The sequence below is a fragment of the Biomaibacter acetigenes genome (assembly GCF_003691585.1).
GTDB lineage: Bacteria > Bacillota > Thermosediminibacteria > Thermosediminibacterales > Tepidanaerobacteraceae > Biomaibacter > Biomaibacter acetigenes.
This window is the reverse complement of record NZ_CP033169.1, coordinates 1,526,676-1,541,215: the sequence shown is the minus strand read 5'-3', so window position 1 is coordinate 1,541,215 and position 14,540 is coordinate 1,526,676. Positions and strand designations below refer to the sequence as shown.

Annotated in this window: 15 protein-coding genes, 4 pseudogenes and 1 other annotated feature; all 19 genes and pseudogenes read right to left on the bottom strand. The window is 38.8% G+C overall.

What is annotated here, in order from left to right:
- Nucleotides 1-3: 3 nt before the first annotated feature.
- Nucleotides 4-858, bottom strand: a pseudogene (gene polC / locus D2962_RS19965) (PolC-type DNA polymerase III); the annotation flags it as partial.
- 18 nt (nucleotides 859-876) lie between these two features.
- Nucleotides 877-1,545 (bottom strand): MgtC/SapB family protein, encoded by a 669-nt coding sequence (locus D2962_RS07625; RefSeq protein WP_120767712.1) that lies wholly within the window; start codon nucleotides 1,543-1,545, stop codon nucleotides 877-879.
- A 1-nt stretch (nucleotide 1,546) separates the two neighbouring features.
- Entirely contained in the window at nucleotides 1,547-2,191 is a 645-nt protein-coding gene (locus D2962_RS07620; protein WP_122014634.1) for a glycosyltransferase family 2 protein, read from the bottom strand.
- Between the two features lie 15 nt (nucleotides 2,192-2,206).
- Complete coding sequence (gene proS, locus D2962_RS07615; RefSeq protein WP_122014633.1) at nucleotides 2,207-3,643, bottom strand: proline--tRNA ligase; 1,437 nt, start codon at nucleotides 3,641-3,643, stop codon at nucleotides 2,207-2,209.
- Between the two features lie 50 nt (nucleotides 3,644-3,693).
- Nucleotides 3,694-3,883: a binding site (T-box leader), on the bottom strand.
- 58 nt (nucleotides 3,884-3,941) lie between these two features.
- A complete protein-coding gene (ispG, locus tag D2962_RS07610; protein ID WP_122014632.1) occupies nucleotides 3,942-5,018 on the bottom strand; it encodes a flavodoxin-dependent (E)-4-hydroxy-3-methylbut-2-enyl-diphosphate synthase in 1,077 nt (358 codons plus the stop codon).
- A gap of 132 nt (nucleotides 5,019-5,150) precedes the next feature.
- A pseudogene (locus tag D2962_RS07605) lies at nucleotides 5,151-5,836 on the bottom strand (M50 family metallopeptidase).
- Nucleotides 5,837-5,892: 56 nt separating this feature from the next.
- Nucleotides 5,893-5,997 (bottom strand): site-2 protease family protein, encoded by a 105-nt coding sequence (locus tag D2962_RS19170; protein WP_281273783.1) that lies wholly within the window; start codon nucleotides 5,995-5,997, stop codon nucleotides 5,893-5,895.
- 60 nt (nucleotides 5,998-6,057) lie between these two features.
- Nucleotides 6,058-6,570, bottom strand: a complete 513-nt coding sequence (locus tag D2962_RS19165) for an AI-2E family transporter (protein ID WP_281273749.1) — start codon at nucleotides 6,568-6,570, stop codon at nucleotides 6,058-6,060.
- Nucleotides 6,567-6,920: an AI-2E family transporter gene (locus D2962_RS19160; RefSeq protein ID WP_281273748.1), complete on the bottom strand. Its 354-nt coding sequence runs from the start codon at nucleotides 6,918-6,920 to the stop codon at nucleotides 6,567-6,569. Before D2962_RS19160 ends, D2962_RS19165 begins: the two co-directional genes overlap by 4 nt.
- A gap of 23 nt (nucleotides 6,921-6,943) precedes the next feature.
- Nucleotides 6,944-7,123 (bottom strand): hypothetical protein, encoded by a 180-nt coding sequence (locus tag D2962_RS18455; RefSeq protein WP_122014631.1) that lies wholly within the window; start codon nucleotides 7,121-7,123, stop codon nucleotides 6,944-6,946.
- A 199-nt stretch (nucleotides 7,124-7,322) separates the two neighbouring features.
- Nucleotides 7,323-7,472: pseudogene (locus D2962_RS19865) on the bottom strand (phosphatidate cytidylyltransferase); the annotation flags it as partial.
- A 463-nt stretch (nucleotides 7,473-7,935) separates the two neighbouring features.
- Nucleotides 7,936-8,688: pseudogene (locus D2962_RS19510) on the bottom strand (isoprenyl transferase).
- A 326-nt stretch (nucleotides 8,689-9,014) separates the two neighbouring features.
- Nucleotides 9,015-9,536, bottom strand: a complete 522-nt coding sequence (gene frr / locus D2962_RS07575; protein ID WP_342774534.1) for a ribosome recycling factor — start codon at nucleotides 9,534-9,536, stop codon at nucleotides 9,015-9,017.
- 41 nt (nucleotides 9,537-9,577) lie between these two features.
- Nucleotides 9,578-10,291, bottom strand: a complete 714-nt coding sequence (gene pyrH / locus D2962_RS07570; protein ID WP_120766867.1) for a UMP kinase — start codon at nucleotides 10,289-10,291, stop codon at nucleotides 9,578-9,580.
- A 96-nt stretch (nucleotides 10,292-10,387) separates the two neighbouring features.
- Nucleotides 10,388-11,005 (bottom strand): translation elongation factor Ts, encoded by a 618-nt coding sequence (tsf, locus tag D2962_RS07565; RefSeq protein WP_122014628.1) that lies wholly within the window; start codon nucleotides 11,003-11,005, stop codon nucleotides 10,388-10,390.
- Between the two features lie 69 nt (nucleotides 11,006-11,074).
- Entirely contained in the window at nucleotides 11,075-11,779 is a 705-nt protein-coding gene (rpsB, locus tag D2962_RS07560) for a 30S ribosomal protein S2 (RefSeq protein ID WP_120766878.1), read from the bottom strand.
- A gap of 158 nt (nucleotides 11,780-11,937) precedes the next feature.
- A complete protein-coding gene (locus D2962_RS07555) occupies nucleotides 11,938-13,023 on the bottom strand; it encodes an AI-2E family transporter (protein WP_245984969.1) in 1,086 nt (361 codons plus the stop codon).
- Nucleotides 12,998-13,177 (bottom strand): YtxH domain-containing protein, encoded by a 180-nt coding sequence (locus D2962_RS07550; protein WP_120766865.1) that lies wholly within the window; start codon nucleotides 13,175-13,177, stop codon nucleotides 12,998-13,000. The genes D2962_RS07555 and D2962_RS07550 overlap by 26 nt, the downstream gene beginning before the upstream one ends.
- 260 nt (nucleotides 13,178-13,437) lie before the next feature.
- A complete protein-coding gene (gene mnmA, locus D2962_RS07540; protein WP_122014627.1) occupies nucleotides 13,438-14,532 on the bottom strand; it encodes a tRNA 2-thiouridine(34) synthase MnmA in 1,095 nt (364 codons plus the stop codon).
- Nucleotides 14,533-14,540 lie beyond the last annotated feature (8 nt).

Sequence of the window (14,540 nt, the reverse complement as noted above, 5' to 3'; positions counted from 1 at the left end):
CCCCCTTACCTTTACCCAGAGTCCTTCCTTGATTTTGTCCTCAATGACTTTCTTTTCACCTGACAAAAAAATCTTAACTGGTAAGGACCCCGTATAATCCGTCAGTGCAAATGTAACCATGATGGTCTTATTTTTTAGCTCCCGCTTCTCGACTCCGAATATTTCCCCCTGTACCGTAATATCCTGAGTTTCCATGAAAGCATCCCTGATAGGAACCGGTTCCCCTGATATTGTTTTGCCGAGCAAAATTCCGGAGTCACTTTCATGGTTGGATTTCTCGGAACTGCTGTTAATATTCTGACTCAGCAGGGTTTCGACTATTTCTCTATCCTCTTCATAAATGTCATATTCCTCTTCCTCGTCAGTTTTTTGTACAAAAGTTACCTTTACCTGTATATCTTTCGATCTTAAAAATTTTTCAATGATTAAGTTACATTTTTTTCTTTCCAGAAATTCCATGCCGCTTTTGTCAACATAGATAACAAGGTGATTTTTTTGTATATCCATGGAAGCATTCAAAAGCCAGATGCGTGCGGAAGGTGCATGGGAAAAAACATGCTCTAAAATGCTTTGCCAGTTGTTTTTTATTATTTCCTCTGCATCAACGTTATTATGTATGCTGTCATCGCTAATTACATTTATATGTTTACACCCGGGTATTTTTTGATATAGACGGCTTTTTATTTTATCATATAAATATCCGGCTATTTCATTTTCTGACTTAAAATAAATTTCTAATTTACGTTTTTCAAGATCTACCAATACTTTTTTCACCGAAACCTTCGATATGGCTTGAAGCTCACTTTTGTCAAAATCAATCAAATCTTCCTTCTCCAGTATTTGTTTAAGATTTATCATATCGGTCCCTCATCAAGATCAAGGTTCATTTTCTATATCATATATTCCATCAATTTGCAGTAGCCTTGAAACTATATCATTTACTTTTAAACCGGACGGCACTCTAACCATAAGCGTAACAAGCAACTTATCATTATCCATACTCACCATCTTTATATTTCTAATGTTGACATTGATTTCTCCAAGTATGGACCCTATTTTGCCAATTTGGCCCGGTTTATCATCAATAATAATGGAAATACGCTGTAAATACCTCGTTTGAATAATATAGTTTTCTATCCTTGAAAAGGAAATCAATGTTATAAAAGTCAATACGGTGGCAAGGACTGCCGCCAGATAAAACCCACTGCCTATAGCGAGTCCTATAGCCGCCACGGTCCACAAGCTAGCTGCTGTAGTCAAGCCTCTTACCGTAGCGCCCTCCCTGATGATGGTACCGGCACCCAAAAAGCCTATACCGCTTATAACCTGGGCTGCTATGCGGGCAGGGTCTACAGAGGTGCGGGAATTAAATTGTTCAAAAATATACAGGGAAACCAGCATGGTTAAAGTAGACCCCACACACACCAGTATATGGGTCCTGAAACCTGCCGGTCTGTTGACACTTTCCCTTTCTATTCCTATAATTCCTCCGAAAATAATGGAAAGGAGGAGCCTTGCAGCCAATTCCACTTGACCCAAGGACATTTTAGAACACCTCAAGCCTGAATTTTATAACACAATATATAATATCCCAGTACATTTTTATACGTGACAGGAACCCTGCCAAAAGGCCCCTTTTTTCTTCTTTCATCACATGGGTTAAATTTCTCAACTCCACTTCCCGGACCCTTATATTTTCCCTCTCAGCCATTAAAGTAAGAGCTATTTCAAGTCCATAATCCTTCACTGAATATTTTTCAAGCTTATCAAAAACATCCCTTTTTAAAGCCCTCTGGCCGGAAAGGAAGGGAGCTATCCTTTGCGCCAGGTCAGTAGCTCCCCTGCCATTTTTAAATATGCCGATGGTCATGGCCGCTTCCCCGGAATAAACCGGTTGTAGCAGTTCCCGAACATGTAATTCTTTTAAACCAACCAGATCGGCATCCAGCATCAGTATAATTTCAGCCTGGGTGTTTTTCACACCTGTAAGTACCGCGATGCTCTTTCCACTGTTCTTGGGAAGGTCGACAACCCTGGCATTGTAGTTTCTTGCAACCGTTGCAGTATTATCGCCGGATCCGTCATTGACCACAATCACTTCATCAAGGTCTTTCATTGCCATTAAAACTTTTAATACATTACCGATAGTTTTACCCTCATTATAAGCCGGGATAATGGCGGCCACCGACATAAATCCAACCCCATTCTAATAGGATTTCGCAAAATAAACAACTTTATTTGCCTCTTTGCCGCAAACTATGCATCTGCCGGGACCAGCATCCTGTTCAAAGGGTATACACCGCAGGGTCGCCCCGGTCTGTTCTTTAATAAACTTTTCACAGTCCCCATTTTCACACCAGTGAGTTTTGATAAAGCCTCTTTTTTCCTCTATTACCTTCTTAAACTCTTCAAAGTCCTCTATTTCTCTGGTATTTTCATCCATGAACCGTTTTGCCTGTCGGAACATGTTGACCTGAATTTCGTCAAGCAGGGATTTTAATTTAGAATTTATTTCCGACTCATCAACACTTATTTTTTCCCCTGTGTCCCTTCTTACCAGAATGACCTGGTGTTTCTCTATATCCTTGGGACCCACCTCAAGGCGCACGGGGACCCCTTTCATTTCCCATTCGTTAAATTTCCAGCCCGGTGTATATTCATCTCTGTCATCCATTTCCAGTCTGAAATCCTGCTTCAACCGTGCAAAAATCTCAGCGGCTTTGTTCAATACCATATCTTTCTTCTGGCTTGATATTGGTACAATGATTACCTGTACAGGAGCGATCTTTGGCGGAAGCTTAAGGCCCCTGTCATCCCCATGGGTCATAATGATGGCGCCAATCAAACGGGTAGAAACTCCCCAGGATGTCTGCCATACATTTTTCAACTGACCATCCTGGTCCAGAAATGTTATGTCAAACACCTTTGAAAAATGCTGGCCCAAATTGTGAGATGTACCTGCCTGCAAAGCCTTTCCGTCACTCATCATAGCTTCGATAGTATATGTTCTTAAAGCCCCGGCAAATTTTTCATTCTCGGATTTTCTTCCTTTTATAACAGGCAGAGCCAGATCAGTTTCCACAAAATCCCTGTATATTTCCAACATTTTAAGAGTTTCCTCTTCCGCATCTTCTTCGGTCCTGTGTGCAGTATGGCCTTCCTGCCACAGAAATTCAGCAGTCCTTAAAAAAGGCCTGGTGCTTTTTTCCCAGCGCACCACATTACACCACTGATTAATGAGGACAGGCAGATCCCTCCAGGATTTAATCCATTTTGAATACATGCTGCAAATTATGGTCTCAGATGTAGGCCTTACGGCAATGCGCTCGGCCAGTTCTTCCTGGCCCCCATGGGTGACCCATGCTACCTCAGGCGCAAACCCTTCCACATGCTCGGCTTCTTTTTTAAGGAGCGATTCGGGAATAAATAGAGGGAAATACGCGTTTTTGTGGCCCGTTGATTTAAACCGCGCGTCCAGAAGCTTTTGCATATTTTCCCATACAGCATAACCATAAGGTCTTATAACCATACAACCTCTTACCGGAGAATAGTCGGCAAGTTCCGCTTTCAATATTACATCCACATACCACTGGGAGAAATCTTGAGACTTTGATGTAATCTCTTTTACATATTCATTTTCCATAACATTGCTCCTTTCAAAATAATAATATTAATATTAAAAAACCCTCGCATTGAAGGGGCGAAGGTTTATCGCGGTACCACCCTACTTGGTGAAATCCTCTTAATGTATAACGGCACCACCGGCATTTCTGCAGATTCTGGAGCCGGGTTCAAAAGCCTTTGATGGCAGCCTTTTCAGCCCATGAGAACTGCTCTCTTTACATCAAAAATGCTTTTTACTATTCTCCATCATAATCCATTGGTATATCAAGAATTTACGCATATTTTACCAGAATTATTTCGCTTTGTCAAATTGAACATTAATTGATCAGTTTGCGTATTTCCTCCATTAATTCTACAACTGCCCTTTCCTCGGGTACAGATTTAATAATCTCGCCCTTTTTAAAAAGCGCCACTTTTTTTTTGCCACCGGCTATACCAATATCCGCTTCTCTGGCCTCCCCGGGCCCGTTGACGGCACAGCCCATTACCGCAACCTTTAAAGGCTTTCTTATATTTTTTAATCTTTCTTCAACTTCGCGTGCGATATTAATGAGGTTGATTTCGCACCGACCGCAGGTGGGACACGAAATAAGGTCGATTCCGTTATTTTTTAATTTTAAGCTTTTGAGAATTTCATACCCTACTTTGACTTCGTCCACGGGGTCTCCAGTCAGAGAAACCCTTATTGTATCTCCTATTCCCAGATAAAGCAATATCCCAAGTCCTACGGATGATTTAATTGTCCCGGAAAATATAGACCCCGCCTCGGTTATCCCAAGATGAAAAGGATAATCCACCTTTTCAGCCAGTAACTTATAAGAATTTACCGTTGTCAAGACATCGGATGATTTTAATGAAATAACTATATCGGAAAAATTCATGTCTTCAAGAATTTCCACATGGCGCAGGGCACTTTCAACTAAAGCTTCGGGCACGGGCTTTCCATACTTAGAAAGCAAATCTTTTTCAAGAGAACCCGAATTTACGCCAATCCTTATGGGTATTTTTCTTTCCAGGGCGACATCTACAATCTTCTTTATCCTGTCTTTTGAACCAATATTGCCGGGATTTATCCTCAGGCCATCAGCTCCCTGTTTCATGGATTCAATAGCCAGCCTGTAATCAAAGTGTACATCCGCTACCAGCGGAATATGAATTTGTTTTTTTATTTCTGAGATGGCTAATGCACTATCCATATCCGGTACTGCGACCCTTATGATTTCACATCCTGCTTCTTCCAGATGCAGGATTTGATTTACCGTAGACTTTACATCATAAGTCTTAGTATTTGTCATGGACTGGACCGATACGGGCGCATCGCCGCCCACAGCCACATCTCGCAATATAACTTTTTTTGTCTTTCTCCTGGAAGGAGTAGTAAAAAAGTCTCGCATAAGTTTCCCCCATTTAAAAAAAGATAAAACGCATAATATCCTTATAAGCGATTATTATCATGAGAATCATCAGCAGAGTAAATCCTATAAAATGAATAAATCCTTCTTTTTCCGGTTCTAAGGGCTTTCCCCTTAAAATTCCACTATGAGGAAAAATATCCTGCTCCCATCCAATGCAGGTATTGGTAATAAATTGAACAGACCAAGGTTAATGCTTATAATGGCTGAAAGGTATAATAATTGAATATACCTACTCTGGCGGCTTCACCTACCATGTGCACTATACCTATGGGGCCTACCACATCGGGTCTGGTTTTTCCCCTAATTATTTGTAAAAGCCCCACCAGGATCATTTTGGAAATCCAGAAAGTCCTCTGAACTCCTGACTTTATGCTCTCGGTCGCAGAATATTTTACCACATTCGACTTTATTCCGATGATTCCACGTTGCGTACCATGTTCTATTTCTGTTTTTAAGTTAAAATCCATAGCTTTGCCGTCTCTTAACACCACAATGCTAACATTTTGACCGGGCTTTTGACTTATTAGGTTCACCACTTCATCCCATGTTCTTACTTTTTGACCATCTATGGAATAAACTACATCTCCATTTTTCAGGCCGGCTTTGTCAGCAGGTTCGCCAGGTATGACCGAAATCTTTGTTGTGGCAATACCGGCAAAGAAGCTTATTATAGCAATGAGTAATACAGCCAGTAAAAAATTCATGGCAGGACCTGCAAAAATCACTCCCAGACGGCTTATTATGGGTTTGTTGTTAAAAGCCCTGGGGTCAGCGGTTTTAGTGTCTTCTCCCTCCATTTTTACGAAGCCTCCAAGGGGAAGCACCCTTATAGAATACTCCGTTTCGCCGGGCTTCATTTAAATAACTGCGGTCCAAACCCCAGACTAAATTCCCTTACTTTTATGTCAGATAGTTTTGCTAAGATAAAATGACCAAACTCATGAAAAAAAATCAGCATTCCAAAAACTATAACAGATGCTATTATGGTATACAAATGCTTCACCTTCCAAATATGTTGCTATTTAGTTCCGCATAATGGAGGAATAATCCCCGAATGTATCAAAGCCCTCATGATAACCACCACCAGCGGTCCGATAAATAATCCCATGAATCCAAAAATCTCTATGCCCAGATATATAGATACTAATGTCAATAATGGATCGATTCCAAGGTTTTGACCAATTATCTTGGCCTGGAAAATCTGCCTGCTTCCTATTATTATAACATAAAGTATCAATAAACCCATGGCAAAACTTATATTCCCCATAATTACCGAAAATATAATCCATGGTATAAAAACGAGGCTCGGGCCAAAAAGTGGTAATATATCAAGTAGGCCGCATATTAGACCCAATGTAAGCGCGTAATCTACCTTGAGGATGTAAAAACCCAGAATTGTAATGGTTGTGGATATCGTGACAAGAATAACCTGGGCTTTTATCATATTAATAAAAGAAAGAAAAAGTTCAATCTGGACCTTTTTTATTTTTTCCTGTAGAGTATCGGGCAAAATATTCATCAAAAATTTCATGATCTTGCTTTATCCTTTGAAAAGAAGTAACTGAAGAGAAAAACAAAAATTAAAAACACAAAAATATTAACAAAAAGGTTTGGAACCATGGTAATTTTATCCATTAAAAAACTATAAATATTTGATAAAAAGCCTGTCATAGTGGATAATATCTGGTTTAGATTGTTCTTGATATATTCAAGAATCTCCTCGGGAATTTTGGTGGAAAAATATAAGAGATATGCCGAGATTTTATTGAAAACCATATTGTAATAATTGTAATAGTTCGGAAGAGTATGTATCAGCTTACTCAACTCAAAGGTAAGGCGTGTTATTATCAATGTAAAAATATAACCAAAAAGGCAAAACATAGCAGTCAGAACGACCCCTACTATTAACCCTCTATCCAGCCCCGACTTTTTTCAATTAAACTTACTACGGGCTCAATTAAAAAAGCTATAAATATACCAATAATAAATGGCAGTAGAAATTTTAAGGCTATGGCAATGAAAATTGTTATTACCACTACAGTTACTAAAAACAATAATAATGGTTTGTTACTGCTTCTTATCACAGGAGACCACCCTTTTGTATAAAAAGTATTATGTAATAGTAAGCTACAGGAAAGGAAAATAGAGCGCTGTCAAACCTGTCAAGAATTCCCCATGCCCCGGAATTATTTTGAAAAATCCTTAATATTACAGTACCGTTTTATTAATGAGGCAGTAAAGAATCCCCCACCTGAGAAAAAACACCGATTAAAAATCCCACCATCATGAGTCCAAAAAAATTATTCCAGGTAAGAGTAGCCTTGTGTAAATAATACTGGCGGCTATACTGGATAATATTCCTCCCACACTACCCTCAATAGTTTTATGAGGACTTATGTTGGGTACCAACCTGTTTTTACCGAAAAGAATACCTGTAAAAAAGCTCCTGTATCACAAGCCCAGGTAGTTATAAAAACCCACCAGATATAATATATTCCATTAAACAGGTTTCTCATTAAAATAAAATACATAAAAAGTGTGGAGGTATAAACATAGGAAAATATGCTAAAATACTATGTCTGTATATGATTCTGTGTATTATTGATTATACTGTATAAAAATATAAATATATTAACAAAAACAGAGAGACAATGGAATAATCATAAAATTCAGCTTTAATATGTATTGTGCCGAAAAAAGAAGCATTATAGTAAATACGGACAATTGGCCGAAGGTGATGTTTATATTAATTTTTTTAAAGGCATTGTGCAGCTCATAGATAGCGAATATATTTAAAAGAGATATGGTTAAAAAAAACAACCAGCCCCCGACATTTATTATATAACCCAGTAGTATGATGCCGACCACTGCACTTATTATTCTCTGAAGCATATATTCACCTGCTTTGTTTTTTTAAACCTCCGAATCTCCGCTCTCTTTTCTGATAATCCAATATGGCATTGAGTAAATCTTCCCGCTTAAAATCAGGCCAGTATTTATCCGTAAACCACAACTCTGTATAGGCATCTGCCAGAGTAAAAAGTTACTTATTCTTAATTCCCCGCTGGGTCTGATTAAAAAGATCGGGGTCCGGTAAATTCCTGGTGGAATAAAAATTGTTCAAAAATCTTTTCGTCAATTTCCTCTATGTTAATTTTACCATTTTTAACTTCATTACACAAATACCTACAAGCTTTAACTATTTCTTTACGGGAGCCATAATTTAGAACAATATTCAAAATCAAACCCGTATTATTCTTTGTAAGCTCGATGCCTCTATTTATTTCATCGGCTATATTACCGGGAAGTTTCTGCCACTCACCGGTTACATTTATTATAATATTATTTTTATGTAGGTTGTTTACCTCTTTTTTTAAATAGTATAGCAGCAGGTTTAAAATTGAATTTACTTCTTCATAAGGCCTTTTCCAGTTCTCGGAGGAAAATGCGAAAACACTCAAAACTTTTATTTCTATTTCAGCGCAAAATTTTACAATATCCCGAAGCACTTCTGCTCCAGCCCAATGTCCGGCAATTCTTGGAAGACCCTTTTTTTTGCCCATCGTCCATTACCGTCCATAATTATAGCAATATGTTTTGGCATTTTGCTTTTGTCTAATTTATCAATATTTATTTCGGCAGCCTTCATCGTTTCCTCCTAACAATTTATCATAAAACCCCCTTAAAAGGGGGTTTTATGGTTTAAATTTATAACCAGGATACATTATTGTAGCCCGCCTCAAAACTATAAACTTTTTAACTTACATTCTTAATTCAGGGAACAGAGCCACAACGAGTGTTACACTGCCTTCTTTATTATTATCTATTCTGACAACCATTTCCCTGGAATAATTCTGGCCACCTTTAGGAGGTCTTGTATACCGAATCTTTTCAATAACTATTCCCTGATCTTTTAAAACATCTAGAACCTTTTTTAATGGAATCCCCAGTAAATCTTTTTGCTTGACAATAGTGTTATACCTCCATTATATCTTTTTCTTTATGTTCAAACATCTTTTCGATTTCTTCTATATATTTGTCGGTCAATTTCTGGATTTCTTCCTGAGAACGTTTTTGATCATCCTCGGATATTTCATGATTTTTTTCCATCTTTTTCAGGGTTTCATTGTATTCCCGCCTGATATTCCGAATAACGACTTTTGCATCCTCAGCTTTTTTCCTTGCCATTTTTACAAGTTCCTGACGCCTTTCCGATGTCAATTCGGGCAATATTAACCTTATTACCTTTCCGTCATTGTTGGGAGTCAACCGTAGGTCTGATTTCAGTATGGCTTTTTCGATGGCTCCTAACATTTTCATATCCCAGGGCTGGATGAGTATCATTTTGGGTTCGGGGATGCTGACTGAAGCTACCTGGTTGACAGGAGTGGGTGTGCCGTAGTAGTCTACAAAGACCTTGTCCAGAAGAGCGCTTGATGCTCTTCCAGCCCTGATGGCGGCAAAATCCGCCTTTAAATTTCCCAGGGCCTTTTTCATTTTCTCTTCGACCTCATTAAAAATTTTTTTATCCAAAATAATCAACCCCCCTTGACAAATGTACCTATATTTTCACCAAAAATTACTTTTTTAATATTGCCAGGCTCATTAATACCAAAAACAATGATAGGTATCTTGTTATCCATACAAAGAGAAGTAGCCGTTGAATCCATGACGCCCAGACCCCTGTTTAAAACATCAATATATTCAAGGCTTTCAAATTTCTGGGCATTTGGATTTTTTACCGGGTCAGAATCATAAACCCCATCAACCTTTTTTGCAAGCAGGATAACTTCAGCTTCAATTTCTGCTGCCCGTAAGGCGGCAGTGGTATCAGTGGAGAAAAATGGATTTCCGGTGCCGGCAGCAAAAATAACAACTCTGCCTTTTTCCAGGTGTCGTATGGCCCTGCGCCTTATATAGGGTTCGGCTATCTCCTTCATTTCTATGGCTGTTTGAACCCGGGTTTGAACATCCCTGTTTTCCAGAGCGTCCTGAAGCGCCAGAGCATTTATTACCGTAGCAAGCATACCCATGTAATCGGCCGTAGCACGGTCCATTTGGTCCGAGTTTCTACCTCTCCATATATTTCCACCACCTACCACTATGGCTATTTCCACTCCCAAATCATGGATTTCTTTGATCTGGTCAGCTATGGAATTTAATGTATCCTGGTTGATGCCAAATCCCCTTTCCCCGGCTAATGCTTCACCGCTTATTTTCAATACAATTCTTCTATATATAGGTTTTTGCATCCATAACCCTCTCTTTGCTAAAAGATATTCTATATTTTCTTCGAAAATCCTCTTTTTTAAAAAAGAGACACCTTAAGTGTCTCTATTTTTTCAAAATTATTCCTGCGTTTGACCCTCGCGAACGGCTTCTCCTCTTTCATACCGCGTGAACCGGCTTACGGTAATATTTTCACCAATTATGGCTATTTTCTCCATGATTAATTGTGAAATTTTCTTGTCGGGGTCCTTTATAAAAGGTTGGTCCATCAAACAATTTTCTTCAAAAAACTTTTCTATTCTTCCATCTACTATCTTTTCCGCTATATGCTCCGGTTTTCCCTCATTAATAGCCTGGGTTTTTAATATTTCCCTTTCCTTTTGAATGATATCCTGGGGGACATCCTCCCTGGATATGTACTTGGGATTTGCTGCGGCAATTTGCATAGCTATATCTTTAACAAGACCTTTGAATTCATCATTGCGGGCAACAAAGTCAGTCTCGCAGTTTACTTCAACTAAAACTCCAATTCTGCCATTGCCATGTATGTAAGAATCTATAATCCCCTCTGCAGCCACGCGGCCGGCTTTCTTTGCAGCCTTGGCAAGGCCTTTTTCCCTGAGAATAATTATCGCCTTTTCCATATCTCCATTGGATTCAGTAAGCGCTTTTTTACAGTCCATAACTCCCGCACCGGTTCTTTCCCGCAATTCTTTTACTTGTTCCGGAGTGACCATGGCACTTAACCTCCTTTTTTCTCAACATTATTAAAGGTAAGGGTATAAAGCCCCCCTTACCTTAAAATATTACTCTTCTACTGCCAGTTGTTCGCCTTGTTTACCTTCCAGGACGGCATCGGCCATTTTTTCCGTCAGCAATTTTACAGCCCTGATAGCGTCATCGTTGCCAGGTATAACATAATCCACCTCATCGGGATCACAGTTGGTATCTACGATGGCGACTATAGGAATCTGGAGTTTCCTGGCTTCCAGAATTGCATTCTTCTCTTTCCTGGGGTCCACTATAAACAGCGCATTAGGAAGCTCTGTCATGTTTTTAATTCCACCCAGGTACTTTTCAAGGCGTTCTTTTTCATGCCTTAAATTGAGTACTTCTTTTTTGGGTAGAACTTCGAAAAGGCCTTCTTCCTCCATCTTTTCCAGTTCATGAAGTCTGTCAATGCGCTTACGGATGGTCTTAAAATTTGTAAGCATACCTCCAAGCCATCTCTGATTGACATAAAACATGCCGCATCTCTGGGCCTCTTCCTGTATGGATTCCTGAGCCTGTTTTTTCGTCCCCACGAAAAGAATGTAACCGCCCTCTGAAGCCACATTTTTCACGAATTCATAGGCTTCTTCAATTTTTTTGACGGTCTTTTGAAGGTCAATGATGTAAATCCCATTTCTTTCTGTAAAAATATATTCCTTCATCTTGGGATTCCATCTTCTGGTCTGATGCCCGAAGTGAACACCCGCTTCTAGAAGCTGTTTCATCGAAACTATGGACATCTTTTTCACCTCCTTGGTTTTAACCTCCGCCGTTTCATTTTTCAAAAAGACCCTTCGGCACCCTCTTTGAAATCCAGCGGCGTGTGAATTTACCGTTTGTTAGTATACCATAAAAAGTAAGCTTGCGCAATATTATTTGGTATTTACTTTTAATTATTTTACGATTTTTTTAGTCTTGAAACCAGCATGATTTTTACTAGTGCTGCCACCGGCACAGCGAGAATCATTCCCCATAAACCGAAAAACGTCCCGCCTACCAGCAGCGAAAAAATAACCGTTAGAGGATGCAGACCCACGTTTTCTCCTACGATATGCGGTGAAATAACACCACTTTCAAGTTCATGTATTATGATAATAGCGATGATGAGCCAAACAATTTTATGGGGATATCTGAGCATTGTTATAATTACGGCAGGTAATGCGCCTATAAAAGGTCCAAAGTAAGGGATAATATTTGTTATTCCGGCTAGAAGGCCGATTAATAGCGCAAAATCAATTCTTAGAATGTACAAAGCAAGTGTAGTAAGTATACCTATGATAAAGCTTACTATAAGTTGGCTCCTGATATATCTTCCCAGAGTAGTATCTATCTTTTCAAGAAAACTTATTACCTGTTGCTTTTGATTATATGGCAAGAAATGCACCATATTTATTTTGATTTTATCCAGGTCTTTAAGTAAATAAAAACCTACCACAGGACCAAGAATTATGCTAAACAGACTTGAAACCCATCCCATAATGATGTTTGCTATGTTCTGCAATATAGAAAGCAATATTTTTTCTATCTGGGCTATATTTCTATCGATAACTTCCTGAACACCAGCCGGCAATGTGGCTTTATATTTCATCTTAAAATCTTTTACAATGTCCTGGATTTCCCGAGTATAAAAGGGGATGGTATTAATAAGGTTGTTTAACTCCATCAAAATAACAGGTATAATATAAACAAGAGCAATAATTATTGATCCTATCAGAATAAAATATATGAGTGCCACAGCAATCGATCTTTTTATGCCTTTTGTCGATAAAAACACCACCACAGGATCCAGTATATATGAAATAAGCAGGCCTATAGCAAAAGGCAATAAAATAGCTTCAATCTTTTTTCTTTGACTGAATAACAAAATTAAAATGATTATGAACAAACTAAACAAAAAAAGCCGGTAAAATAAAATCCGGTTGGAAAAGAGTTTAGAGATATCTTTCACCTCTATTCTTTTATTCTCTATTTTCCCTGATTCCATTGATGATTCCCTGGGTCTGTTTTTTCAGTTCATGAGATATATGGTTTATCTTTTTGCGATGTTGAGGCTTTAACTGGGGGTTCAGGAAAACTCCAATCAGAGTTCCCGTAATGGCTCCCATAAATAATCCGTTCAAAAAGCCTTTGGACATCATTAACTACCTCCAGCAATTATTTGACTTTGTTCGCGATTATAGGGCAATAAACTTCCATCATCCCCTACTTCGTATACTGTAACTTTGTTCTTTTGCAAAGTGAATTCCACAAAACAGTCCCAGCAATAAAATTGGCTATTTCCTACCTTTCCTATAGAATTTCCCCCGCACAAAGGGCAGACAATCAACTTTTTTCACCTCTACACAGACTTTATATATATTTTAACCAAAAAGTAAAAAAAAAATACGCCTTCGGCGTATCAGTTCAAATCAGTTCTTTTTTTGATTATTCCACCACCCACCACCGTATCATTTTCGTAAAACACCACCGCTTGCCCCGGAGTGACAGCTTTTTGGGGTTGGTCAAAAATTACTTTTACCTGGTCCTGCCCTGCCGGTATAATTTTTGCCGGTCTTTCATTAAAATTATACCTGATTTTTGCATTTACTTGTTTTAGGGCTTTTAACTCATCAATCGCTATCCAGTTCATGTTGTGAGCTACAAATTCCTTTACAAAAAGGTCTTTTTCACCGCCCAGTATTACGGCATTGCGTTCTACATCTATATCCACGACATAAAGCGGTTTACCCGCCGAAATACCTAGACCCCGTCTCTGCCCTATTGTATAAAAGGGTATTCCGTTATGCTCACCCAATATATTTCCGTTTTTATCCATAAATGGTCCAGGTATTATTTTTTCAGGCACTTTTTGTTTTAAAAATTCCTTGTAATTTGTATCCACAAAACATATTTCCTGACTGTCAGGTTTTTGTGCTACGGAAAGGCCGGCTTCTTCGGCTATTTTGCGTATTTCCTGTTTTGTATAATAACCCAGAGGTAAAAGAGTGTGTTCCAGTTGAAATTGAGTCAGATTATAAAGCGCATATGATTGGTCCTTTGTAGGGTCCACCGATTTCTTTAATATATATCTCCCCGTAGAAGTATCATATTCAATCTTGCTGTAATGGCCCGTAGCTAAATAGAAGGCATCAATTTCCAGGGCCTTTTTTAGCAAAGCATCAAATTTTAAATGGCGGTTGCACACAATACAGGGGTTTGGGGTGCGGCCCTCCACATATTCATTGATAAAATTTTTTATTACTTTTTCATTAAAAAAATCTTTAAGATTTATTACATAGTATGGTATGCCTATTTTATCGGCCACCCGGCGGGCATCATAGACTGCTCCAATGGAACAACAGCCACCTTCTTTCAGTCTTGTTTCCTCGGGAGCATTCTGCCATATTTGCATGGTCATGCCAATAACTTCATATCCCTGTTTTTTCAATAGATAGGCACAGACGGAACTATCCACCCCGCCACTCATGGCCACTACTACTTTGTTTTTATTCACTTCTATCC

Bases quoted from the DNA above. Each gene is read 5' to 3' on its own strand.
- D2962_RS07625 (WP_120767712.1), bottom strand. From the start codon at position 1,545: ATGTCCTTGGGTCAAGTGGAATTGGCTGCAAGGCTCCTCCTTTCCATT.
- D2962_RS07620 (WP_122014634.1), bottom strand. From the start codon at position 2,191: ATGTCGGTGGCCGCCATTATCCCGGCTTATAATGAGGGTAAAACTATC.
- proS (WP_122014633.1), bottom strand. From the start codon at position 3,643: ATGGAAAATGAATATGTAAAAGAGATTACATCAAAGTCTCAAGATTTC.
- ispG (WP_122014632.1), bottom strand. From the start codon at position 5,018: ATGCGAGACTTTTTTACTACTCCTTCCAGGAGAAAGACAAAAAAAGTT.
- D2962_RS19170 (WP_281273783.1), bottom strand. From the start codon at position 5,997: ATGCTGATTTTTTTTCATGAGTTTGGTCATTTTATCTTAGCAAAACTA.
- D2962_RS19165 (WP_281273749.1), bottom strand. From the start codon at position 6,570: ATGAAATTTTTGATGAATATTTTGCCCGATACTCTACAGGAAAAAATA.
- D2962_RS19160 (WP_281273748.1), bottom strand. From the start codon at position 6,920: ATGTTTTGCCTTTTTGGTTATATTTTTACATTGATAATAACACGCCTT.
- frr (WP_342774534.1), bottom strand. From the start codon at position 9,536: ATGAAAAAGGCCCTGGGAAATTTAAAGGCGGATTTTGCCGCCATCAGG.
- pyrH (WP_120766867.1), bottom strand. From the start codon at position 10,291: ATGCAAAAACCTATATATAGAAGAATTGTATTGAAAATAAGCGGTGAA.
- tsf (WP_122014628.1), bottom strand. From the start codon at position 11,005: ATGGTCACTCCGGAACAAGTAAAAGAATTGCGGGAAAGAACCGGTGCG.
- rpsB (WP_120766878.1), bottom strand. From the start codon at position 11,779: ATGTCCATAGTTTCGATGAAACAGCTTCTAGAAGCGGGTGTTCACTTC.
- D2962_RS07555 (WP_245984969.1), bottom strand. From the start codon at position 13,023: ATGGAATCAGGGAAAATAGAGAATAAAAGAATAGAGGTGAAAGATATC.
- D2962_RS07550 (WP_120766865.1), bottom strand. From the start codon at position 13,177: ATGATGTCCAAAGGCTTTTTGAACGGATTATTTATGGGAGCCATTACG.